General features: G+C 61.0%; 24 protein-coding genes. 11 read left to right on the forward strand and 13 right to left on the reverse strand.

Annotated features, from left to right (window positions below; genetic code table 11):
* Positions 1 to 10: 10 nt before the first annotated feature.
* The 8 genes from M0H32_RS10355 to lgt all read right to left on the reverse strand — a co-directional run bounded on the left by M0H32_RS10355 (position 11) and on the right by lgt (position 9,195).
* Entirely contained in the window at positions 11 to 1,018 is a 1,008-nt protein-coding gene (locus M0H32_RS10355) for a BMP family protein (RefSeq protein WP_248153594.1), read from the reverse strand.
* A gap of 382 nt (positions 1,019 to 1,400) precedes the next feature.
* A complete protein-coding gene (locus tag M0H32_RS10360) occupies positions 1,401 to 2,924 on the reverse strand; it encodes a M20 family peptidase (RefSeq protein WP_248153596.1) in 1,524 nt (507 codons plus the stop codon).
* A gap of 578 nt (positions 2,925 to 3,502) precedes the next feature.
* Positions 3,503 to 4,435, reverse strand: coding sequence for a ribose-phosphate pyrophosphokinase (locus M0H32_RS10365; protein ID WP_282449316.1), 933 nt, complete (start codon positions 4,433 to 4,435; stop codon positions 3,503 to 3,505).
* Positions 4,436 to 4,677: 242 nt separating this feature from the next.
* A complete protein-coding gene (locus M0H32_RS10370; protein WP_248153600.1) occupies positions 4,678 to 5,199 on the reverse strand; it encodes a hypothetical protein in 522 nt (173 codons plus the stop codon).
* Positions 5,200 to 5,290: 91 nt separating this feature from the next.
* A complete protein-coding gene (locus tag M0H32_RS10375) occupies positions 5,291 to 6,448 on the reverse strand; it encodes a M24 family metallopeptidase (protein ID WP_248153602.1) in 1,158 nt (385 codons plus the stop codon).
* Positions 6,449 to 6,457: 9 nt separating this feature from the next.
* Positions 6,458 to 7,222 (reverse strand): peptidoglycan editing factor PgeF, encoded by a 765-nt coding sequence (gene pgeF, locus M0H32_RS10380; RefSeq protein WP_248153604.1) that lies wholly within the window; start codon positions 7,220 to 7,222, stop codon positions 6,458 to 6,460.
* Between the two features lie 54 nt (positions 7,223 to 7,276).
* Positions 7,277 to 8,365, reverse strand: a complete 1,089-nt coding sequence (locus M0H32_RS10385; RefSeq protein ID WP_248153606.1) for a class I SAM-dependent methyltransferase — start codon at positions 8,363 to 8,365, stop codon at positions 7,277 to 7,279.
* Complete coding sequence (gene lgt / locus M0H32_RS10390) at positions 8,362 to 9,195, reverse strand: prolipoprotein diacylglyceryl transferase (RefSeq protein ID WP_248153608.1); 834 nt, start codon at positions 9,193 to 9,195, stop codon at positions 8,362 to 8,364. Before lgt ends, M0H32_RS10385 begins: the two co-directional genes overlap by 4 nt.
* A 185-nt stretch (positions 9,196 to 9,380) precedes the next feature.
* Here lgt and M0H32_RS10395 point away from each other — a divergent pair, with 185 nt between their 5' ends.
* The 5 genes from M0H32_RS10395 (at position 9,381) to M0H32_RS10415 (ending at position 12,536) form a co-directional block, all read left to right on the forward strand.
* The gene (locus tag M0H32_RS10395) at positions 9,381 to 9,647 is read left to right on the forward strand and encodes an accessory factor UbiK family protein (RefSeq protein WP_248153610.1); all 267 of its coding nucleotides are present in this window, start codon (positions 9,381 to 9,383) and stop codon (positions 9,645 to 9,647) included.
* Positions 9,648 to 9,989: 342 nt separating this feature from the next.
* Positions 9,990 to 10,490, forward strand: a complete 501-nt coding sequence (locus M0H32_RS10400; protein ID WP_248153613.1) for a type III secretion system chaperone family protein — start codon at positions 9,990 to 9,992, stop codon at positions 10,488 to 10,490.
* The gene (gene proC / locus M0H32_RS10405; RefSeq protein WP_248153615.1) at positions 10,487 to 11,305 is read left to right on the forward strand and encodes a pyrroline-5-carboxylate reductase; all 819 of its coding nucleotides are present in this window, start codon (positions 10,487 to 10,489) and stop codon (positions 11,303 to 11,305) included. Before M0H32_RS10400 ends, proC begins: the two co-directional genes overlap by 4 nt.
* A 94-nt stretch (positions 11,306 to 11,399) precedes the next feature.
* Positions 11,400 to 12,092 carry a TetR/AcrR family transcriptional regulator gene (locus M0H32_RS10410; RefSeq protein ID WP_248153617.1) on the forward strand — a complete coding sequence of 231 codons (693 nt, stop codon included), beginning with the start codon at positions 11,400 to 11,402 and terminating at the stop codon, positions 12,090 to 12,092.
* 102 nt (positions 12,093 to 12,194) lie between these two features.
* Complete coding sequence (locus M0H32_RS10415; protein ID WP_248153619.1) at positions 12,195 to 12,536, forward strand: tRNA-binding protein; 342 nt, start codon at positions 12,195 to 12,197, stop codon at positions 12,534 to 12,536.
* A 16-nt stretch (positions 12,537 to 12,552) separates the two neighbouring features.
* Here M0H32_RS10415 and M0H32_RS10420 read toward each other — a convergent pair whose 3' ends face one another.
* On the reverse strand, positions 12,553 to 13,089 hold the full coding sequence (locus M0H32_RS10420) for a winged helix-turn-helix transcriptional regulator (RefSeq protein ID WP_248153621.1): 537 nt from the start codon (positions 13,087 to 13,089) through the stop codon (positions 12,553 to 12,555).
* A 40-nt stretch (positions 13,090 to 13,129) separates the two neighbouring features.
* Between M0H32_RS10420 and M0H32_RS10425 the strand changes: the two genes are divergently transcribed.
* Together M0H32_RS10425 and M0H32_RS10430 are read left to right on the forward strand one after the other, a co-directional pair.
* A complete protein-coding gene (locus M0H32_RS10425) occupies positions 13,130 to 13,501 on the forward strand; it encodes a VOC family protein (protein WP_248153623.1) in 372 nt (123 codons plus the stop codon).
* A 74-nt stretch (positions 13,502 to 13,575) separates the two neighbouring features.
* Complete coding sequence (locus M0H32_RS10430) at positions 13,576 to 14,319, forward strand: DUF1194 domain-containing protein (protein WP_248153625.1); 744 nt, start codon at positions 13,576 to 13,578, stop codon at positions 14,317 to 14,319.
* Here M0H32_RS10430 and M0H32_RS10435 read toward each other — a convergent pair.
* The 3 genes from M0H32_RS10435 to M0H32_RS10445 are packed head-to-tail and all read right to left on the reverse strand — an operon-like array spanning position 14,316 to position 17,032.
* A complete protein-coding gene (locus M0H32_RS10435; protein WP_425607309.1) occupies positions 14,316 to 15,752 on the reverse strand; it encodes an ATP-binding protein in 1,437 nt (478 codons plus the stop codon). The genes M0H32_RS10430 and M0H32_RS10435 overlap by 4 nt on opposite strands.
* Complete coding sequence (locus tag M0H32_RS10440; protein ID WP_248153627.1) at positions 15,743 to 16,441, reverse strand: response regulator; 699 nt, start codon at positions 16,439 to 16,441, stop codon at positions 15,743 to 15,745. Before M0H32_RS10440 ends, M0H32_RS10435 begins: the two co-directional genes overlap by 10 nt.
* Before the next feature lie 33 nt (positions 16,442 to 16,474).
* Positions 16,475 to 17,032 (reverse strand): MarR family winged helix-turn-helix transcriptional regulator, encoded by a 558-nt coding sequence (locus tag M0H32_RS10445; RefSeq protein WP_248153629.1) that lies wholly within the window; start codon positions 17,030 to 17,032, stop codon positions 16,475 to 16,477.
* Positions 17,033 to 17,275: 243 nt separating this feature from the next.
* Between M0H32_RS10445 and M0H32_RS10450 the strand changes: the two genes are divergently transcribed.
* A complete protein-coding gene (locus M0H32_RS10450; RefSeq protein ID WP_248153631.1) occupies positions 17,276 to 18,178 on the forward strand; it encodes a branched-chain amino acid aminotransferase in 903 nt (300 codons plus the stop codon).
* Between the two features lie 221 nt (positions 18,179 to 18,399).
* Here the strand turns inward: M0H32_RS10450 and M0H32_RS10455 are convergent, their stop codons facing one another.
* Complete coding sequence (locus M0H32_RS10455) at positions 18,400 to 18,945, reverse strand: TetR/AcrR family transcriptional regulator (RefSeq protein ID WP_248153633.1); 546 nt, start codon at positions 18,943 to 18,945, stop codon at positions 18,400 to 18,402.
* A gap of 65 nt (positions 18,946 to 19,010) precedes the next feature.
* Between M0H32_RS10455 and M0H32_RS10460 the strand changes: the two genes are divergently transcribed.
* The 3 genes from M0H32_RS10460 (at position 19,011) to M0H32_RS10470 (ending at position 21,336) form a co-directional block, all read left to right on the forward strand.
* Positions 19,011 to 20,084: an alcohol dehydrogenase family protein gene (locus tag M0H32_RS10460; RefSeq protein WP_248153635.1), complete on the forward strand. Its 1,074-nt coding sequence runs from the start codon at positions 19,011 to 19,013 to the stop codon at positions 20,082 to 20,084.
* Positions 20,085 to 20,265: 181 nt separating this feature from the next.
* Positions 20,266 to 20,679 carry a hypothetical protein gene (locus tag M0H32_RS10465; protein ID WP_248153636.1) on the forward strand — a complete coding sequence of 138 codons (414 nt, stop codon included), beginning with the start codon at positions 20,266 to 20,268 and terminating at the stop codon, positions 20,677 to 20,679.
* A 3-nt stretch (positions 20,680 to 20,682) separates the two neighbouring features.
* On the forward strand, positions 20,683 to 21,336 hold the full coding sequence (locus M0H32_RS10470) for a hypothetical protein (protein WP_248153638.1): 654 nt from the start codon (positions 20,683 to 20,685) through the stop codon (positions 21,334 to 21,336).
* The last annotated feature ends 284 nt before the right edge of the window (positions 21,337 to 21,620 follow it).

The raw sequence follows: 21,620 nt of genomic DNA on the forward strand, positions 1-21,620 counted from the left end.
GAAAACACCATCACATGGTGGATTTCGGTTCGCTGTCGTTGACGTTGACGCGGAACAGGCCGTCGAGGATTTCCTGCTCCTTTTCCTTGGCCGCCGCCACGGCATCTGCCGGGGCCAGGCTCTCATCGACGATGAAGCTGCCGCCGCCATAGGACATGAAGCTGTAGGGGCCGTAGTCGGCCGGTTCGAAGCTGCCGTCGACCACCGCGCCGATCGCCTTGTCGATGGTCGGCTCCATGTGCCACAGGGCGGAAGACAGGATCGTACCCGGATAGTCGCCGGCGGTGTCGATGACGTTGCCGATGGCCAGGATGCCCTTTTCCTTGGCGGCGTCCGACACGCCGAAGCGTTCGGCGTAGAGAATGTCCGCGCCCTTGTCGATCATCGCAAAGGCGGATTCCTTGGCCTTGGGCGGGTCGTACCAGGAGTTGATGAAGGTCACGAGGAACTTCACGTCCGGATTGACGGAGGTGGCGCCGTCCATGAAGGCATTCATCAGGCGGTTGACTTCCGGAATGGCGTAACCGCCGACCATGCCGATCACGTTCGACTTGGTGGTGGCGCCGGCGATCATGCCCGAGAGATAGCTTGGCTCATGGATCCAGTTGTCGAAGACGGCGAAATTCGGCTTGGCGGGGCCGAAGGAGGATCCCATCAGGAAGGCAGTATCCGGATATTCGGCCGCCACCTTGCGGGCGGCGCGTTCCACGGCGAAAGCTTCGCCGACCACCAGATCCATACCCTGTTCGGCATATTCGCGCATGACGCGCTCATAGTCGGTGTTGGCGACGTTTTCGGAGAAGGTATAGGTGATCTCGCCACGCTCCTGGGCGGCTTTCAGCGCCTTGTCGATGCGGCTGACCCATTGCTGTTCGACCGGCACGGTGTAGATCGCGGCGACCTTGATCGGATCGGCGGCATCGGCCGGGAAGTGACCGAGGCCGGCAGTGACTGTGACGGCCAGGGCGGCCGAAAGCAGGGTTCTGCGAACCCTGGAAAACGGTTTTGAGCTGAGCATCTGAAATCCCCTGAAAGACTTTTTGCCTGAAAATTTGATCACAGATTATGCGTGCCCACAAGCTGTGCAGGGGCGTGCAGGGCTGATTTTTTGATCAAACGGGAAAATTTTTAGGCGGTTCGGGATGTTGGATAGGTTTGTCTCCCAGCGCTGTGTCCGCTGAGGGGGCGCACCCTCCTCCGTGTCATCTCCGCGAAAGCGGAGGCCCAGGAAGCTTCATGGTTGCTTTTTCTCAAACACCATTAGCCCAGGAGTCCTGGGGCCTGGCTTTCCGCTGCGCTGCGTCCGGGATGACAAATGTGGGGGCATCCCGTGCAAAACAAAAAACGCCGGCCGAGCCGGCGCTTTCTGATGTCGAAAGGCTCGTTGGTCCCGAACTGCCTTACAGATCGTCCAGGTTGTTCATCATCTGGTAGAAGAAGCCGATGGTCTTGCCGTACTCATCGACCCTGATGCGCTCGTTGACACCGTGGAAGCCTTCAAATTCTTTTGTGTTTTCGAGCTGGATGCCGGTGATGGTGAAGACATCGGGAGCAAAGGGACGGGCCTGGAAGTGTTTGGAATCCGAGCCGCCGATCACGAAGAACGGCGCTACGACAAGGTCGTTGCCCCAGATCTGACGGATGGTCTTTTCCAGTGCCTTGTAGCCCGGCCCCTCAGGGTCGGCCATGGCGGTCGCGGGCGTCGAGGCGGAGATATCCTTGATGGTGATACGATCATCGTCGATGGCTTTTTTGACATGGTCGATGATCACCTCCGGCGTGTCGCCGGGCATGGGGCGGAAATTCACCACAGCAGTGGCTGACGGCGGCAACACGTTGTCCTTGATGCCGGCATTGAACATGGTCACGGCTATTGTCGTGTGCATCATGGCGCGGGTCACCTGATTGCCGGCCATGATCTCGACGAACTGTTTTTCGAGATCGGTCATCTCACCATCCTTACCGAAGGCAACCGCGGCGTAGAGCGGTTGATAGGCTTCGTCCAGTTCGGGGCCCAGGTAACGGTACTGGTGGCGCAGGGCCGGATGGATACGATAGGGAAACTGCGCGGCTTCCAGCTTCGTGACAGCCTTGGCGAGGATGCCGATGTTCGTTTCCTCGGGAGGCTGTGAGGAATGGCCACCGACGCCATGCATGGCCAGTTCCAGACTGACATACCCTTTCTGCGCAATGCCGATCAGCGCCGTGTTGTCGGGCAGGCCGGGGAAAAGGCCGGGGACCAGCGGTGCGGACTCGTCCATCACGAAGGCAAAACGCTCGATCCCGCGTTTTTCCAGGGTCTCCGCGATAAATCTCGCCCCTTCCGGTCCACCCACTTCCTCATCCTGTCCGAAGACGAAATAAAGGGTCCGTTCCGGCTGCCAGCCTTCCTTGATCTTCATTTCGGCGGCTTCAAGAATGCCATGGATCTGGTTTTTGTCGTCGAGAACACCGCGACCCCAGATATAGCCATCGGCTACCGCACCGGAAAACGGCTCCTGGTCCCATTGGTCCCGCGAGTCCTCCGGCACGGGCACGACATCCTGGTGCGCGTAGAAGAGCGCGGGCGGCAGATCCGGGTTCTTGCCTTCCCATGTGTAGAGCAGGCTGTAGGGCCGCGGATCGCCGAGGATTTCCCGCTTCAGGGTCTTGTGGACTTCCGGATAGGCCTCGGCCAGAAATGCGTGATAGCCGTCAAACGCCTTGCTATCGAAATCGTCGCGATCCTGGTTCGAGATTGTCGGGAACTGGATGGCACGCGACAGACGCTCGACCGCGCCATCGAGGTCAACGTCAATGGTAACCTGCTCGACGCCCTTCATCTGCATCGAAGAAAAGTCGGGGACGCTTTCTGCCCAGACTGAGGTGCAGAAAGCAACGGAAACAAGAAGAGGAATGCCAGTGGCAAGGATAAGCCGTTTCACAGAAAGTCTCCTGTAAGTGTCTGGAAATATGATTAAATTGGTTCGAAGGTCGTTCCCGCGCAACAAGGCATACTGCGCCAGGCGTCAAAAGGTGCTCTTTGCGGCTTCTCCGTGATCAAACCATATTATTCAGATTGTCCGCAATCAGTTGTTGCACCACGAAAGGTTGTTGCGACTTCCTCCGTGTCATCTCTTGCGAAAGCGGAGGCCCAGGAAGCTTCATAGTTGCTTTTCTCAAACAACTTTGGCCCAGGAGTCCTGGGGCCCGGCTCTGCGCTCCGCCGCGGCCGGATGACAAATGTGGGGGCATCCCGTGCAAAACAAAGGCGCGGGACCAGTCCGGCGCTTCACCTTGTGGGAAGAGTGCACTTCCTATCCCTCGTCATCCCGGCCAAGCGGAGCGCGAACCGGGACCGGGGAGCCCTTGGGCTTAGTCTTTCAAGCATTTGGTACCGATAGGCGTCAGCTCCCCGGTCCCGGGTCTTCGCTGCGCTGCGCCCGGGATGACGAAATTGAAGGGCTGAAGAAAAAAAAGCGCCGGACGGGCCGGCGCTTTCCGATTTCCGTATCCGTCAGTCTCAGTTGAAGAGGCTGGAGACCGATTTTTCCAGGGCGGTGCGGTTGATCGCTTCGCCGATCAGCGGGGCGATCGAGATGGCCCGGATGTTGGCGGCTGCGTCGATCGCGGCGGTCGGCTCGATGGAATTGGTGATCACCAGTTCCTTCAGCTTGGACGAGGTCACGCGAGCGACCGCGCCGCCGGACAGGACACCGTGGGTGATATAGGCGGTCACCGACTTGGCGCCCTTGGCAAGCAGGGCCTCGGCAGCGTTGCAGAGCGTGCCGCCACTGTCGACGATGTCGTCGACCAGGATGCAGTCATAGCCGTTGACATCACCGATGATGTTCATGACTTCCGACTCTCCAGGCTTGTCGCGGCGTTTGTCGACGATGGAGAGCGGGGCCTCGATGCGCTTGGCCAGCGCGCGGGCACGCACCACGCCGCCGACATCCGGCGACACCACCATGACATTATCGGTGACGTAACGCTCCTTGATGTCGCGGGTCATGACCGGCGCGGCAAAGAGGTTGTCCGTCGGAATGTCGAAGAAGCCCTGGATCTGGCCGGCATGGAGATCCATGGTCAGGACGCGGTCGGCGCCGGCTTCCGTGATCAGGTTGCAGACCAGCTTGGCCGAAATCGGCGTGCGGCCGGAAGCACGGCGGTCCTGCCTGGCATAGCCGAAATAGGGCAGAACGGCGGTGATCCGGCGGGCGGAGGAGCGGCGCAGCGCATCGATGATGATGAGCAGCTCCATCAGGTGGTCATTCGCAGGATAGCTGGTCGATTGTACGACGAAGACGTCTTCGCCGCGCACGTTTTCCTGGATTTCTACGAAGATTTCCTGGTCGGCAAACCGCCGGACCTGGCATTTGGCCAGAGGGGCATCCAGATATTTGGAAATTTCCTCAGCCAGGGCTCGGTTGGAATTGCCCGCGACGATCTTCATGAGCCGCATGTCCTTCTGGTGCGACACCGGGCTTGCGGGAAGGGTGCGGTCCCTCACAAGCACGCGGAAAGGGCTAAGTCGTAAGTCGAGTGCCGGGAGCCGCGAGTCCATTTGAAGAACCCTTGGCAGGCGGCGGCGTTGTAACAACCAAGCAACGGAACGACAACAGCCGTTCGCACTGAACGGCCGCTTTTTTTGAATTTTTGTGACGCGGCGTGGCGATTACCTGGCTAACCAAGTCATTATCGGTTGAGCCAGGCTTTTATTTCCACCATGGAGCGATTTGCGATGCGCGACAGGGTGCCGGAGCCGACTGCCTGCCAGGGGTCGCCGGACGCGCCGCCCGTGTCCTCGGTGCCGGAGATTCGCTTCAGGCGGCGGCCGCTGCCGTCGACAATGTCAAAAACATAAAAGACGGTGCCGTTGGACGGTTGGCCGGTTGCGGACAGGTAGCCGTTGACCCGGTAGGTCGCGGCCGCGCCGACACGGCGGACCAGCGTGATGCCTTGCTTGCGGGCTTCCGCGCCGATGAACTCCGACAATTCGTCGGCGATATTGCCCGGCGCGCCGGTAAAGGGCTCGAACGCCAGCGTGATGCCCTCATCGGCGGGCACCTGGCCGGAAATCGAGGGCGCAGGCGTCGTGGTCGCAATCGTGCTGGGAGGCTGCGGTGTGGCCTGGCAGGCAACGAGCCCCGCGGCGAGGACGAGACCGGCCAGAAGGCGCGGAAAAAGGGACAGGGTCGAACGGGACGGGTTTTGCATGAAGAGGCCTGGCTCTCGTGGTCAGTTTCATCGTGACTGCGGCCCCTGACTAACGGACTCAAACAGGCCGGGCCGCAAAGTTGCAAAAGGTTTAGCCTGACTTGACCGGCAGGTCGAGGGGCAGCGTGGATAAGCTCTCCGGCGCGCCGGTGCCGGTCAGATAGGTCTGGCCGAGCGTCATGGCTGTGCCGGTAATGGAATCCATCAGGATCATGTGCATGAAGATGACCATGTTCGGCTTCACCTCGGCCGGATTGGCCTTGAAAGCCATGGGCGTGTCCATCCAGCTCGGGGTGAACCTTGCGCCGAGCGAATAGCCGCAGGCATTCAGCCGGTGGGGCATCATGCCGTGATGGTCCATGCGTTCCGCATGGGCGTCGAAGACATCGCCAAAGGTGCGGCCCGGCACCAGCTGGGTCTCGACGGCGGCCAACGCCTCGCGGGCGGCGGTGTACATTTCGTGGTGGCGGTCTGTCGGTGTGCCGATCACGACAGTGCGCATCAGCGCGGCATGGTAATGGCGGTAGGTGCCTGCCCATTCCAGGGTGATCTGGTCCTGGTCGGACAGTGTGCGCCGTCCGGCCTTGTAGCGGCAGAGCAGCGCGTCGCGGTCGGAACCGATGATGAATTCGTTGCCCGGGTAATCGCCACCGCCCTCAAAAATCGTGCCTTGCATGGCGGCGAGGATCCGGCCCTCGTCCGCGCCCGGACGGATCTCGTCGAGGGCTGCGTAATAGGCCTTGTCGCCAAGTTCGGCCGCCTTGCGCACATAGGCGATTTCCTCTTCGCTCTTGACGGCGCGCAGCTCGGGGATCAGCGGCGAGGCATCGCGGATGTCGGCGAAGCTGGAGAGCTGTTCGTTGATCTGCAGCGCGATCTTGCCGGTCATGCCATGGGTGTCATATTCGATGCCCAGCCGGCTGCCGAGCAGGTCCATGTCGAACAGCATGTCCTTCAGCTGGCCGACCGGGCTGGCGGCGCCGCGGTCGATCCAGATGCGGATGTCCTCGATGTTGGAGGTGTGCTTGGCCTGGCGCTCGTCCGCCGAGCGGGTCAGGAGCACCTTGCGGCCGTCTGCGGTCACCACCAGGCACTGGAAGAAGCAGAAGCCGAACGTGTCGTAGCCGGTCAGCCAGTACATGCTTTCCTGCGCGAACAGCAGCATGGCGTCGAGCTTTTCCGTTTCCATGACCGCTTTGAGCTTGTCGAAACGGCTTGCGAATTCTGCCTCGGAGAAATGAAGAGCCATGCTGTGTCCTCAAAGAATCGCGATTGCGCTGATCTGGCGTCCGTAATCCGGCTCCCGGCGATGGGTGGTGCGGCGGTACGAAAAAAACCGGTCTTCGTCGGCATAGGTGCACAGGCCCATATCCGCGACGGTTTTCAGTCCGAGTGTTTCCAGCCGGCTTGTGATGAAGGCGGGCAGGTCGAACATGTGGTGGCCGGGTTTTTCGGAAAGAACGAAAAAGCGGACACTGGCGGGATCATCGTCGACGAACCGGTCGCGGAATTCCGGGCCGACCTCGTAGGCCTTCTGGGAAATCGTCGGACCGAGCACGGCGGTGATGTTGGCTTTCCGCGCTCCCAGCGCCTCCATCGCCGCAACCGTATTCTGCAAGACGCCCGTGACGGCACCTTTCCAGCCGGAATGGGCCGCGCCGACAACGCCGGCCTCCGGGTCGGCGAAAAGCACCGGGCCGCAATCGGCGGTCGCGACCCCGAGCACGAGGCCGCGCGCCGCCGTGACCAGGGCATCCGCCTTGCGGTCCGCGCCGTCCGTAAAGGGGCCGTCCAGGGTAATAACGTCCGGAGAGTGGATCTGATAGGGCGAGACGAGCCGGGCCGCATCGACACCGAAGCTGTCGGCGACGCGCTTTCGGTTTTCCAGTACGTTTTCGCGGTTGTCATCCGAGCCGAGGCCGATGTTGAGACCGGCATAAATTCCCTCGGAAACGCCGCCCTGGCGCGTGAAGAACCCGTGGGCCAGACCCTCTAGGAGCAAATCGTCGGCTTCAAGTTTCATAAAGGCTCCTGCGCGGGCGGGATCGTCAAGCTGCGGCGCCCGATCCTTGGGGCTTCAGCGCGCGCTGTCAAACGGTGGAAACGATAATCCAGAACTTGTCACGGCCAGAACCTTGAAGAGGTCGCCCATCTGGGCCGGCGCGGCGAGCCGCTCGACGGCGTCGCGGATGGTTTCCTGGTCCTGATGGGACTTGCCCGCGCCAAGGCTGCCGGCGCGTTCCAGAAGGCCGGAGCGCAGCAGGAAATCGCCCTGGGTCAGCGGCGGCAGGACGGTGGCCCCGCCCTTGACGGCTGCCGCCGCCAAGGCCTCGAAATTCACGTGTGCCGTCAGATCGGCTTCACCCGGATGGGCGAGCACGTCGTCATGGGCATGTTTGTATAGCGCCTGCAGCGTGTCGCCCGGGGCGGTCTTCAAGTAACCGTAGTCGATGAAGAGGGCGGCGCCGCCATGGTCGGCGATACGCCGGCCGATCTCCTCGGCGACGGCATTGGCCGCAGGCTGGGTTTCGAAGATTGTCCCCTCAGGTGCGGTCGCCAATGCGGCGGGAACCGCACTGTCCGGGAGCCGGGCCGTGCCGATGCCGAAGGTCAGCTCTCCCGCACCCGTCAGCCCGACCTGCCGTTCGCGCCAACCATCCTGCGTGCGAATGAACTGGTGGATCGGCAGGGCATCGAAAAACTCGTTGGCGACCAGGATCAGGGGACCTTGCGGAACATCCTGGATCCGGTCCCGGAAGTCCGGCTGCAGCGGCGCCCGGTTGAGTGTTTCGGACTGAATCTGTCTGAGGCGGGGACTGGTCTCGACCATGTTGAGCCGCGCGGCTTCGACAAATGCGGGGCGCAGGCAAGCCATGCGCAGGAGATCGGCCATCAGCGTGCCGCGTCCCGGGCCGAGTTCGACCAGTTCGAAACGGGACGGAGACCCTAACGCCTGCCAGGCCGACAGGCAGGCGGCCCCGACCAGTTCGCCAAACATTTGGCTGATTTCCGGCGCGGTGACGAAGTCCCCTTCGCCGCCGAAGGGCTCGCGCGTGGTGTAATAGCCATGGTCCGGATCGCCAAGGCACACCGACATATACTGCGCCACCGTCAGCGGGCCTTCGGCGGCAATCCTAGCCCTGATCTTGTCCTGCAGTGCACTCACGCGGCGGCGTTCCCGGATGGCTTGCGCGCGGCCCAGATCATGGCGGCGAGCCCGGCGAGGATCATCGGCAGGGACAGGAGGATGCCCATGGTGAGAAAGCCGCTTAAATAGCCGATATGTGCGTCGGGAACCCGGTAGAGCTCGGAAATGGAGCGGGCGATGCCGTAGCCGAAGGCGAAGGCGCCCGCCAGAAAGCCGGGTTTTTGGAGCAGTTTGAACCGGTGACTGAGCAGGCGCAGCACCAGAAACAGCACGATGCCTTCCAGCGCGGCTTCATAGAGCTGGCTTGGATGGCGCGGTTCAGGTCCACCGGTCGGAAACACCACTGCCCAGGGCACATCACTGGGCCGGCCCCAGAGCTCGGAATTGATGAAATTGGCGAGCCGGCCGAAGAAAAGGCCGATCGGGGCGGCGCAGCCGGCCAGGTCGAACAGCGTCCAGAGCGGGATGCCGCGTTTCCAGGAAAACAGGATCATGGCGATCACAGTGCCGGCAAAGCCTCCGTGGAAGGACATGCCACCGGTCCAGACGGCCAGGATTTCTCCCGGATTGGAGAAGTATTTCGCGGGATCATAGGCGATCACATATCCGAGCCGCCCGCCGAGAATGATGCCGAGGGTTCCCCAAAGGACGAAATCGTCGATGTCGAGCGGCGATGGCCGCTGCATGGATCCCCAAAGCCGGTCGTTTTGCACCAGAGCGCGCATGTAGCGCCAGGCCAGGAGGATGCCGACAATATAGGCCAGCGCGTACCAGCGCAGGGCAAAGGGGCCGATTTCGACGATCACCGGGTCGATGGCGGGAAAGGGCAGAACGATCAGTGGCGGCACGGCAAGTCCTCGTTTCGGACCGGAGGGGGATCACGAGGCAACGCTTGGCGGATCTTGTTGGCGCCGTCAAGGCACCGCGGGACAGGCAAGGCGCGCGCGGGTGCGGCGGAATTGGTTCTTGAAGTTGTCACCGTTCCCCCATACCTGTCAGTCATTCACTTCTGTTCCCGATCAAGGAGGGTCCGATGACCCAAGGCCCGAACCGTCTTCTCGATGACTTTGCCAAGCTGATGACCGATGCCGCCGGCGTCGCCCAGGGCGCCCGCCGCGAGGTGGAAACGGCCTTCCGGGCCCAGGCCGAACGGTTCCTGTCCGAGATGGATGTCGTCTCGCGCGAGGAGCATGAAGCAGTGAAAGAGATGGCCGTGCGCGCGCTCGACAAGGTGGAAGAGCTCGAATCGCGGCTCGCTGCGCTTGAAAAAGGTGAAAACGCCGCTGCCGGAGACGCTTGAGACGCCCTGTTGACGCCGTCGTGAGCAATTTCTGTTAATTGTTGATGACAGAAATGCGACGGATAAACGTGGCGGTTTTGCAGTGATTTTGAGCAGAGTGGCTAATTTTCTTGCTGAGTCGTCCACAAGTTTCGGCTTTTAGGAGGGGATTGGTATGTATCCCTTAAATCAATCCTGCTCCTATACTCGAAGTTAACAGGGATTCGTCGGAGCAAGACGGAACCGGTTCGCGAAAGGGCCATTCAGGTGCGTATTGCTCCTCCGGCATGGGACATTTCCCGGCGGCCCGCCCGGTTATCCTGATCGGGTATTCGGCCCCGGCTCGAAAGGGGAGAAGGCATCATGAGCCTCATCGAGATCGAATTCGAGCGACCTGGCAATCCCGTCGACACCATAGAAACTGTCGCCGCCTTGAACGACTGGGCCTTTGAGCGGTCGGACGAGGACGAGATCACCATCTCCCTGCAGGGCAGCTGGTGCGACTACCACGTGTCCTTCTCCTGGATGGAAGACGTCGAGGCGCTGCATCTGGCCTGTGCCTTCGACCTGAAAGTGACCGAACTGCGCAAGACGGAAATCCTGCGTCTGCTGGCACTGGTCAACGAACAGCTCTGGAGCGGTCATTTCGACCTGTGGAGCAAGGAAAACGTGGTCATGTTCCGCCAGTCCCTGCTTTTGGCAGGCGGGGCGGAAGCTTCCTCGGCGCAAATCGAGGCCATGCTGACAAATGCTCTTGAAAACTGCGAACGTTTCTATCAAGCCTTCCAATTCGTCGTCTGGGCCGGACACTCGGCCGCCGAGGCGCTGAGTACGGCCTTGTTCGAAACCGCAGGAGAAGCATGAATTTTTCCAAGGAGCGGCCTTTCCTTCTTGTCGGAGCCGGCAAGATGGGAGGGGCCATGCTATCCGGCTGGATGGCGGAAGGGGTCGATCCTGCCGCCATCGTGGTCTCCGATCCGCGTCTGTCCGATGAGATGGACGCCCTTTTGAAACAATACGGCATTCGCCATGTGACGGCGGTGCCCGAGGATCTCGCACCGGCGATCGTGCTGGTGGCTGTCAAGCCCCAGCTGATGGATATGGTTTTGCCGGGTCTGAAATCGGCCGTCCGAGCGGACACGCTGGTCCTGTCGGTGGCTGCGGGCACGCCGGTTGCCAAGTTTCATGAGAATTTCGGCAAGGTACCGGTTTGCCGCTGCATGCCGAACACGCCGGCCATGGTCAAGCGCGGCATCACCGCGGTCTATCCGACTGCCGAAGTCACCGGGGCGCAGAAACAGGACGTTGCCAAGCTTCTGTCGGCCGTCGGCAAGGTGGTCTGGCTCGACAGCGAGGACCAGATCGATCTGGTTACCGGTGTCAGTGGATCCGGGCCGGCCTATGTGTTCTTCCTCGCCGAAGCGCTCAGCGAAGCGGGCAAGGCGGCCGGTTTGCCGGAAGAACTTGCCCACGAGCTGGCCGTTGCAACGGTGTGCGGCGCAGGTGAACTGATGCACCAGTCGGGCGAACACCCGGCCATTCTCCGCCAGAATGTCACCAGCCCGAACGGCACCACCGCAGCCGCGCTCGAGGTGCTGATGCATGCGGAAGGCTTGCAGCCGGTAATGACTGAAGCGGTTGCCGCCGCGGTCAAGCGGGCGCGCGAACTCGCCGAATAAGCGACGTCAATGCAACCTGCGGCGGAAGGTCCCCCTTTTCGCCGCGGGTCCGGGTGCCTATCTTGAGGTCAGTCAACCTGTTGGAGGGCCCGTGATGGCGACCGCAAAGACCAAACAGAAGATTCTCGAGACCTTTCTGGATCTGCTCGCCGAGCACCCTTACGAGGACGTGTCCCTGCCGCTGATTGCGGAGCGGGCGAAGGTGAAGCTGTCCGACATGCGCAGTGCCTACAGCTCGAAACTGAAGCTGGTGGCGGCCTTTCTCGAACAGATCGACACGACTGTATTGGACGAGCGCGACGAAGAGATGGGCGACCAGCCGCCGCGCGATCGCCTGTTCGACATCCTGATGAGCCGCATCGACGCGCTGGCCGCGCGGAAGGACGCGGTGCGAGCGCTGCATCAGGCGGCCGGATCGGACCCGGCCCTTGCGCTCGATCTGAACAGCCTGGAAGTGCGCTCCCAGAAATGGATGCTGATTGCCGCCGGGATCGATGTGTCCGGCGTCAAGGCAACGATTGTTGCCCAGGGCCTTGCCATTGCCTTCGGCCGGGTTGTCGGCACCTGGCTCGACGAGGACGACGAAGGCATGCCGCGCACCATGGCCAAGCTCGACAAGGAGCTGGACAAGGGTTCTGATTTCATGAAGCGCCTCAAAGGCGTAGAAGGAATCGCCAAAGGTGTGCGCTCGTTCCTGAAAAAGGCCACCAGTGGCCGCAAGCGCTGGAAAGAGCGGGACCGGGAGACGGAAGCCGGTTATGACGAGGAAGCGCCCGCGGGTGCGTGATTGCCACACCTGAGCGTTGAAACTCTTCCTGAAAACCGACCAGTCTTGCGAAGCGATGGTTGAGCGGCCAAGTTCGCCACGAACAACAAAGGGGTTTCATTCGTGAGCGACCAGATCAGTTTTGACGATTTTCTGAAAGTGGATGTGCGCGTCGGCCGTGTCGTGGAGGCCGAAGACTTTCCCGAGGCACGCAAGCCGGCCTACAAGATGAAGATCGATTTCGGGCCGGAGATCGGCATCAAGAAAACCTCAGCGCAGATCACAAAGCACTACACGCCCGACACGCTGGTTGGGAAGCTGGTGATGGCCGTTGTCAATTTTCCGCCGCGCCAGATCGGACCCGTCATGTCCGAAGTGCTGACACTCGGCGTGCCGGATGAGGACGGCGAAGTGGTGCTGCTGACACCGGACAAGACCGTGCCCATCGGCGGTCGACTTTACTAAGCGGCGTTTGCCCTTCTCAGAAGAAGAGGCCGACCGCCCGGGTGATGTCCTGTCCCGTGTTCACCGCATGATAGGTCGGGAAGGGCGCGCGACCCGAGACATCGATGTCGCGCCTGAGCCAGTCCCGATCTTCCAGAAGACCCAGTGATTTGGACAGGGCCCGATCGGTGATCGAGCCCAGTCCGGTCTTGATCTCCGAAAACCGCTTCGGGGATTCGGTGACCGCCAGGATCGGCACTGTCCAACTCCGTTTGACAATTGTGAAACCGTCGTCATCGGGTGCAGCCTCCAGAACCCGATAAGCCATCGCGGCGGCTTCCACGCCCTTGGCGGTCAGCCGGAATTCCGGCCGGAGGGGATGGCCGTGCCCCGGGTTCTTTTCCAGCAATCCCAGTTGAATGAGATGAGCGAGGCTCGCGGCAAAGGCGCTACGGGTGGCGCTGGTCTTGGCGATCAGAGGTGCTTGGCGGCCCGGTACACCGGAATGCAGGAGCGCCAGAATTTTCAGGCACCAGGCTTTGGATGTGAGGTTGACAAGCAGCGCGATATCCATAAATTATAGTTACTATACTTTAGCTACATGAGGAAGTGTGATGGCTGTCGTTTCTTTGGATAATACAATCACTTTGGCTCTTTCCGTGCGGGACAGGCATGCCAGCGCAAAATGGTATGAAGACAACCTCGGGTTCAAGCTGCTCTATCATTTCGACGACGCCGGCTGGAGCGAATTGCGGACCAAGACCGAGGGGGTGACCCTGGGGTTGGGAGAGCAGGCGGAGCCGTCGCCTGGCAACACGGTGCCCGTGTTCGGCGTGGCGGACATCGCGGCTGCCCGGGCGGCACTGGAAAATGTCCATGTGAAATTTGACGGGGAGACCGAAACCATCGAAGGCATGGTCAGCACCGCGACCTTCTACGACCCGGATGGAAATGCCCTGATGCTGGCGCAGGACCTGTCAAAATAGACAGTCAGTTCGACAAAGCGTGATTTTGTTTTGTCTGGCGAGCGGCGATACTTTTATCGGTGAGGAGCACGCCGATGAAACATGCAATGCCGGTCGACGTCCGGAGAAACGGAAATCCTGTCAGAAGGCCACTTGCCGGACGCCTGTTGGTGGTGGTGATGATGGTTCTTCTGACCGCGCTTCCCGCCCGCGCCTGTTCACTGGCCCTCGTGATAGCCGTCGATGTTTCGGCGAGCATCACCCAGTCTGAATACGAGTTTCAGCAAAGAGGCATTGCCGGAGCGCTCCGCGATCCCTCGGTGATCGAGGCAATTGAAACCGTCGGCGGCATCTGGCTGCACAGTTTCGAATGGAGCGGCCGCTACCAGCAAAAGACTTTGCTGGATTGGCGGTTCCTGTCCGACGCGGCAGAGATCCATGCGGTGGCCGACGAAATTCTGAAAAACACCCGGGACAGCCGGGAATTTCTGACAGCGCTCGGCCCGGCTCTGGTCCATGCGCGCGGCGTGCTCAAGGCGGCGCCTCAGAATTGCGCCCGGCAGGTGATCGACGTGTCGGCTGACGGCATCAACAACGAGGGCGAAGAGCCGCGCTTCATCTACGCCGCCCTGGATTTCTCCGATGTCACCGTCAATGCGCTGGTGATCCGCAAGGAGGACCAGACGCTGACCTACTTTGCCAACAAGGTGATCCATGGGCCGGGTGCCTTCATCCAGGCGACCAACCGCTATGAGGACTATACCGAAGCGATGATCCGCAAGTTATTGCGTGAGATCCTCGGTCTTGGCTATGCCGGCTCGCTCAGGGAACCACTCTAGGCCGGGATCCGGATGCGGGCTCTGAGACCACCAAGCGGGCTGTCTTCCAGGTAGAGATCGCCGCCATGGCCCCGGGCAATGTCGCGGGCAATGGCAAGACCAAGGCCGCTGCCGGACTCGTCCATGTTGCGAGCGAGATCCAGCCGGTGGAAGGCCTGGAAGGCGATCTCGCGCTGGTCTTCGGGGATGCCAGGACCGTCATCGTCGACCGTGATCACCAGCCAGCCTTTTTCGAGGCGGCCGGCCACCTCGACCCGATTGCCGTATTTGCAGCCATTGGTGGCCAGATTGGACAGGCAGCGTTTCATCGACAGCCGCTTCAGTTCGAGGTCCGGCGGCCCCTCATATTGGGCTTTGAGATCATGGCCCGAAATTTCGGCTTCTTCCTCAAGCTCTTCAAAGAGCAAGGCCATATCCGTCTGCTGGATGTCCTCGTCGACATCGCCGCTGGCAAAGGCGAGATAGTCCTCCAGCATGTTGCTCATCTCGTCGACATCCTTGCGCATGGCTTCGCATTCCGGCGAGCCTCCGAGAAAGGTGAGCTGCAGCCTGAGGCGGGTCAGGATGGTCCTGAGGTCATGGCTGACACCGGCAAGCATGGTGGTGCGCTGCTCGATCTGGCGCTCGATGCGCCGGCGCATGTCGATGAAGGCGAGGCTCGCACGGCGGACCTCGCGGGCGCCGCTGGCGCGGAAATGCTCCTCAGGGCGGCCTTTGCCGAAGGCTTCGGCAGCATCGGCGAGGCGGATGATCGGCCGGATCTGATTGCGCAGGAACAAGAGCGCGATGATCACCAGCACCAGGGACGTGGAGAACATCCAGACCAGGAAGATATGCGAATTGGAGGCATAAGTCTGGCTGCGTCTTGTGAAGATCCGCAGGATGGAATCTTCCAGCTGGATGCGGATTTCGACGAAACGGGACCGGCCCACCGTGTCGATCCAGAACGGCTTGCCGATCTTCTGGCTGATGGCCTTGCTCAATTCCTGGTCAATGACGTCGAAAAACGGCTTGGGCGCTGGCTGCGGCAGCGGTTCGAGCGGCGTGATCGTGATGGACATGCCGAGCGCCCGGGAGGCCAGCTCCTCGGCATGGCTGTATTCCGGGTCGTGCGGATAGTTTTCCAGGACATAGACCACGGCGGCGATTTCACGCACGACGGCTTCCGACATGCGCTGCGACACCAGCTGGTAGTGACGCTCCATGAACACGAACACCAGCACCGACTGCAAGATGACGATCGGGGTGACGATGATCAGGAAAGTTCGGGTGAAGAGGCCTTTCGGCATGACCCGGTACATGAACCGGGACACGACCTTGTAGATGCTTAGGAAAGGTCGAAGGGGCATGATGAACAGCTTCCACCGCTCCGCGAGCGCGAGCCGGTCCAGAAAGGCTTCGACACGTGCCAGGCGGGGGAAGATCAGTCGCATGCGAGCCTGTAGCCGATGCCGCGCACGGTCTGCAGATAGATCGGATTGCCGGGATCGGTCTCGATCTTGCGCCGGAGCCGGTTGATCTGGACATCCACGGTGCGTTCGCCAAGGCCGCTGTCGTCGCCGACGATCTTGTGGCGCGGAACGGTGGCACCCGGCTGTTCGGCGAAGATCGACAGGATCTGTTTTTCCCGGTCCGTGAGCCGGACCATGCTGTCGCCGTTCTTGAGTTCGCCCCGGCTGGAGTTGAAGGAGAACGGACCGAAGCGGATTTCCTCGCTGGCGACTACGGGCTGGTGATTGCCCCGGCGCAATATGGCGGCGATGCGCAGCATCAATTCCCGCGGTTCGAACGGTTTCGACAGGTAATCGTCGACACCGGCCTCAAGACCGGCAATCCGGTCCGGGGCCTCGGAGCGGGCGGTGAGCATCAGGATCGGCACTTCGGAGTCCTTGCGGAGCGCGGCGGCCAGCTGCAGGCCGGTTTCGCCCGGCATCATCACGTCGAGAATGATCAGGTCGAATTCCAGGCCGGCGAGGCATCTGCGGGCGTCGGCCGCATTGGCGGCCGTGGTGACCCGGTAGCCGTTGTCCTTCAGGAGCCTGGACAGGAGATCCCTGATCCGCTTGTCGTCGTCCACCAGGAGAATGTGGTTGGCGTTGTCGTCAGGCACCTGGTCGTTCATGCGTCACTATCGTCCTTGTCGGGCCACGCTGCCTCAGTCCTTCAGGTCGAAGGAACTGCGGACCAGCTGCAGGATCTCCGGCCGCATCTCCGGATCAATCATTTGCAGCAGGAACTTGCGGATAATCTCGTCACTGCCATCAGGCAACCCAATTAGGGCGCGTTCAAGGCGTTTTTGCTGCAGTTTGGCCAAATCCTCGGCCAGCGCATGACCGCGTTCCGTGGTGTAGAGCAGACGCTGGCGCCGGTCATGATGACCTTCGCGCTGTTCGATGATGCCGGCATCCACCAGCTGCTTCAGCACCCGGCCGAGGCTCTGCTTCGTGATACGCAGGATCCCGAGGAGGTCCGTGACCATGATCCCGGGATTTCGCTCCACGAAATGCAGCACCCGGTGATGCGCCCGGCCGAATTCATATTCGGCCAGAACGTCGTCCGGATCGCCGGTGAAGTCGCGATAGGCAAAAAACAGGAGCTCAATCAGATCGTAGGGCAGGAGGTGTTCCAGGTCCGTCACCGATCGCCCCGCTCCGGTCGTGCCTTCATCCCGGGTCAGGGGAGAAAGGGCTGATTTGAAATTTACGTCAGTCATATTGACTTAATTCTGGTCGATTGTTACTTCTAGCCGGTCGCGCACGAAATGATCGGTCTTTTAGGTGCATTTTCACGCATCAGATGATAAACGAATCCGATCATGATCGTCGCGGCTATCAGGATACCGATAGTTGGCGTGCTGTGCAAAAAATACAGCGGTGAAAACGGCGCAAGTCTTTGGCGTCATTTGCCTCTGTTGATCTGAAAACAACAAGCGCTCAAGGAGCGCGGGAGATGAAAAATGGCTGGAACGCCTTTTGACCAGCTCAGTGGTGATATCTGGTACGACGGCACGTTCGTGCCCTGGTCGGAAGCGAAACTGCATGTCCTGAGCCATGGACTGCATTACGGCAGCAGCGTGTTCGAAGGCGAACGGGCCTATGGCGGCCGCATTTTCAAGTCCGAGGAGCACACGGAACGCCTGCTGGCGTCCGGACGCATGCTCGGATTCGAGATCCCCTGGACGGCGGAACAGATCAACGCGGCCAAGGAAGAAACCCTGGCGCGTATGAACCTGACCGATGCCTATATTCGCCCCGTGGCGTGGCGCGGCAGTGAGATGATGGGCATCTCGGCGCAGAAAAACACCATTCACCTGGCGATCGCTGCCTGGGAATGGCCGAGCTATTTCAAGCCGGAAGAGCGGCTGAAGGGCATTCGCCTGGATCTTGCGGAGTATCGCCGTCCGGATCCGCAGACGGCGCCCTACAAAGCCAAGGCTGCCGGCCTCTACATGATCTGCACCATTTCCAAACATGCCGCAGAATCCAAGGGCTATACCGACGCCCTGATGCTAGACTGGCGCGGCCAGGTGGCCGAAGCCACCGGCGCGAACGTGTTTTTCATCAAGGACGGCAAGATCCATACACCGACCCCGGACTGTTTCCTGGACGGCATCACCCGCCGTACGGTGATCGGTCTTGCCCGCGACCGCGGTATCGAGGTGGTCGAGCGGGTGATCCTGCCGGAAGAGCTGGGCGGGTTCGAGCAGTGCTTCGTCACGGGCACGGCGGCGGAAGTGACCCCGGTCTCGGAGATCGCCGGCAACACCTTCGAGGTCGGCGACATCATCAAGACGCTGATGGAAGATTATGACGCTGCCGTTCGCCCGAACGCACCGGCGTTGCAGGCGGCTGCGGGCTAAGCGGGCCGTCATTGTTGCGAAAAGGCGGGCTTCGGCCCGTCTTTTTGTTTCCAGAAACACTCTCCAAATTCGTCATCCCGGCCAAGCGCAGCGCGCGCCGGGACCGGCGAGCCAATGTCATTTGCCATCGAGCACGTTTCCGTCGACACGCCTCGGCTCTCCGGTCCCGGGTCTTCGCTGCGCTGCGCCCGGGATGACGAAATCGGGGTTGGTGAGCAGTATCAGGCCGCGGAACTGGCTGGTGCCTGTGCCTCTTGCCGCAGCGCCTGGCCAAGCCTGCCCGCGGACGTGACTGCCTTGGCACCATGCAGCGGCCAGGTCTGGGTGAGGCCTTCCAGGATGAGCATCAGTTCCACCTCCCTGCCAGGCAGGGCGGCTGCCTTGACAGCCAGCCGCGCCACTTCACCCTTGTGCACCTGAAGCAGCTCAATCAACCGCGTGTCCCGAGGGGCGGAGGCGACAGCGGCGTGGAACAGGCAGCTGCGGGTGGTTTCCGTGTGCATCCAGTCCCCGACCCGTTCAAAAATCTTGGTGAGCGCCGCATCCGGATCGGCCGGCAGGCCTGCGAACACCTTGTCAAGGTAGCGCCGATGGCGGTGTTCCAGCGCCGCATAGACCATCTCTTCCCGGGAGGGTGCATACTTGTAAAGGGTGCGCAGGCTGACACCGGCCGCTTCGCGCAGGTCGCCGACGCTTGGAGAAGCGAAGCCGTTTTGCGCAAAGGCCCGCTCCAGCCCGGCCGCTATTTTGGTCTTTGTGTCCGCCATGGTTGACTATGTAGAATGATCGTTCTACATGAGCAAGTAGAAAGATCATTCTACATGAGGCCAAAATGACACTTCCCGAAAGGATGAGCGGCATGGTTCTGACCGGCCATGGCGGGTTGGACAAGCTGGAATGGCGGGACGACCTGCCGGTTCCGCGGCCTGGCCCTGGCGAGGTTGTGATCAAGGTTGGGGCGGCGGCGGTGAACAACACCGATGTGAACACCCGTACGGGCTGGTATTCCAAGAGCGTGCGCGGCGACACGGCCTCCGGAGCCGCCGGTTATGAAGGCGATGCGGCAATGATCGGCAGCTGGTCAGGCACGCCGCTCGGGTTTCCCCGGATCCAGGGCGCGGATTGCTGCGGCGAAATCGTAGCCGTCGGTGAGGGTGTTGCGGGCACGCGGATTGGCGAGCGGGTCCTTGTGCGCACGATGCAATCGAGAACAACCGATAGCGGCGGCTTCGAGGTGTGGACTTTCGGTTCCGAGTGCGACGGCGGTTTCGCCGAATACACCAAGATCACCTCCCAGGATGCGATTGCTGTGAATTCTTCCCTGAGCGATGTCGAGCTCGCGACGTTCCCGTGCGCGTTTTCAACGGCCGAAGGCATGATCCAGCGGGCCGTTGTCGGCGCCGAGCGCGTTCTGATCACCGGTGCGTCGGGCGGTGTCGGCTCCGCCGCCATCCAGCTGGCCAGGCGGCGCGGGGCCCATGTGACCGCGGTGACCAGTGCCTCCAAGGCGGCGGACCTGAAAGCTCTTGGCGCCGATGAAACGCTGGACCGGGACGCAGCGTACCCCGAGCGGAGCTTCGATGTGGTGCTCGACCTGGTCGGCGGGGCGCGTTGGGGCGATCTCATCGACGCCCTGGTCGACCGTGGCCGCTATGTGACCTCGGGTGCGATTGCCGGGCCGATCGTCGAGCTCGACCTGCGCACCCTCTATCTGCGCGATCTGACGCTTTATGGCAGCACCTATCAGCCGGACAGCATCTTCACGGATCTTGTCGGCTACATCGAGGCGGGCGAGATCCGGCCCGTTGTGTCGGCGACCTATGCGCTGGAAGAGCTGCGCCAGGCCCAGGAAGCATTTCTGGAAAAGGCCTTTGTCGGTAAGATCGGGATCAGGGTCGGAGGTTGACGAAAGGCGGAGAAGGGCAAGGTGGCGACGATGCTTTACCGCCTGCTCGCTGGGCTCGAAGAAGGCCGGGGCGGAGTAAGTCCCATAGGTTATGTGGCTTGCTTCTTGACAACTTCAGGTATTGACGGCGCGCCGTCCCGAAGCGCAAACTGTTAACCATTCCAGCGACGGGAGAATGGTTATGCAGAAGACCATTGAGGAATTTGAAGGCGTCGAAGTCGACGCGGACGAATATGCCTATCTCGCACCTGTGATTGAGACCACCCGGGCGCTGCTCGTCCAGGCAAGGAAGGAAGGCGGGGTAACGGTCGGCCGGCCCTCGAAACGGCTGTTCGGTCTCGAGAACAGCATCAAGTCGCTGACATTTCCCACGCCCATGGATCCGGGGGGCGGGACCGTCACATTCACCGCCGAGAAGCTCAGCCAAACCCTAAATGCCTTGCTGGTTCAGGCCGGGTCGAAGTGTTTACACGGCAGGCCGTCCTCGACGATCGTGCATCACGTCAGCCCCTATGGAAGCTATTTCAAATGCGGTCATAGCAACCCGGCTCACTATTGGGACGAGGACGGTGAGAAACTCGATGAGCGGCCCTGAGCCATGGTAAACTCGGCCCTTATCTTCTGTGCCAGCATCCTGGGTATTTTCGCTCATTTTGTCCCCTATTCGGCCTATATCTTTATCGGCTTCTCCGTGCTGCTTGTCTTCGGCATAGGGATCACGGCCGCAGCCCAGATGATGACCAAGCACAATCCGGTTACCGCCACGTGGATGTTTGTCGTGTGGCGCATTGTACCGTTGACGTTCATCTTTCTGGGGGCGTTTGGTTCAACGCTGCTGTCGCTGCACATCCTCGATATCGTGCCGTTTGATTTTTCCAGCGATCCGAACCTAGCGGAAACCGTGAAAGCCGAAAAAGCGACGGTCAAATCGCTGACGACAACGGCAATCACCACGCTGCTCGCGGCCCTGGTTCTGGATGCCGCCCGCGATCCCGAAAGCTTTTTCTGGCCGGCCGAACTGCAGAAGAAGGCTTTGAAGTCCGCTTTTCACGAAAGCCCGGTGTTCAACATTCCAGCCGACCAGCTCGACAAGGAGGTTCGCCACGCCATAGAAGACCTTGGCGCTGCCTATATTGAGCCGACAACGTTCGACAACGCGGTCGCCGGCTGGAGCTTGAAGGCTCGCCTGCATCGTGCCCGGGTGATCCGCAAGGCTCTCGACACCTTCAAGAAGCACGGCATCGAAGTTTAGGGTCTGTGGACAATTAGGTTTCGGTCTTGGCGCTTGTCGGATTTCAGTCTTCGAGCAGAAGGAAAGTTCGCAGCGGTGCTGCCCACCACAAGAACTTTTCGACGCACGCGAAACCGAAAACCGCTGCGTCCCCCCAGATATCGGGAATGGGGGATTTGATGCAAATGGCTCATTTCGGCGTCGCAAAGGCTTGAAAGGGCTGGCCCTTCCTGCGCCTTTGCTTCTTGAACTCGAGCCATTTGCATTCAAACCAAGACCAAATCCCAATTGTCCACAGACCCTAA

Source organism: Roseibium sediminicola (assembly GCF_023156505.1).
Classification (GTDB): Bacteria; Pseudomonadota; Alphaproteobacteria; order Rhizobiales; family Stappiaceae; genus Roseibium; species Roseibium sediminicola.